This window comes from Alistipes sp. (assembly GCF_048465575.1).
Taxonomy (GTDB): domain Bacteria; phylum Bacteroidota; class Bacteroidia; order Bacteroidales; family Rikenellaceae; genus Alistipes.
The window spans coordinates 1-1,155 of the sequence record NZ_DBFWLG010000004.1; the positions used below are offsets into that span (position 1 = coordinate 1).

The 1,155-nt window shown below is 55.9% G+C and carries 1 protein-coding gene; it reads right to left on the bottom strand.

Annotation, left to right across the window (positions count from 1 at the left end):
* On the bottom strand, positions 1 to 1,155 hold a 1,155-nt coding region (locus ACMQ11_RS00795; RefSeq protein WP_418990754.1), incomplete at both ends, for a hypothetical protein.

The following is a 1,155-nucleotide window of genomic DNA, read 5'->3' on the forward strand; positions in this document are numbered from 1 at the left end:
GTTCGCCACCTGCATAACCGGCCGGCGGTTGATCTCGTCCGTCACAACCTGCGCCCCGGATGCGATATTCGAAAAAAGTGTTCCGTTTGCTATGAGGATATGACCCCCGAAGGTGTAGGGGTAGATCGTATCGGCATGTTCCCAGAAATCGAGCGTGCCGGCGGAAAAGGCCGGGTTTTGCAGCACGCTGTCTTTCGACACATACACCTCTTGCCGGATTTCGTTGAATCCCATCGCCATGCTGTCTTTGAGGATTTCGAAGGTGCGTGTAACGCTCTCACCCGTTGCGCGAAGGATCAGTTCGCCCACGCCGTAGAAGTTCTCGGTATAAAGCCCGAAGTTATTGTAGGCGTTGTAAAGCTCCGGGAACCGGGGATCGTTGATACCGTCCAGTCGGCCCAGTCGGGCCTTTATCGTGCCTACCGTCTGATTCCAGTCGCCGTAGCGGACGTCCATGTAGGGCGCGCCGCTATCGGATGACGTCAGATAAAGCAGCCCTTTCCTGTCCGGATCCGTTTCACTATCCCAGCGTATCACCGTATCGCCGGCCTCGGGGGCGTCGGAACCTTCCAGCAGGTTCTTTGAAAGATCAAACCATGTATCGCTGACGGCCGTAACGGTGCCCATGTAGTACCGCCCGGTTTTCAGCTTCCACGCCTGCGATTTGATAACATCGCCCGGACGGATGTTCATATACATCTCCCCCTCCATATCATCGATCCGGCACCGCCAGAACGCGCCCTTATCCTCGACCGATTCGATTTTGTTGCTATCGCTAACGGCCAAAGAACCGTTAGTGCCGCGCACCTGCTGCACCACCAGTTCGTAGAATTTCGCCGACTTGCGCACCAGGATATTATCAAGCTCGAGGAAAGAGCGGGGAAAGCTAAGTTGCGTGCCAAAGCCTGCCCAGCCGGAAGCGAAATAGGGAGAACCGAAAACACTGTTGCAAAGGAGGGGCCCGCGCACGTTCAGCCCGGCAAACCAGCCGGTGCCGGTTTCGGTCAAGTAGAAACCTTTGGGCGTCTCTGTTTCCCAGCCCGTGTTATACTCGGCCGAACGGATGGGGGCGGATGTCATAAAGCCTTTTTCGAAGGTGATGAACCCGGCCTCCACGTCGTTAACGCCATACTTGAAAAGGTATCGGTTATCCAG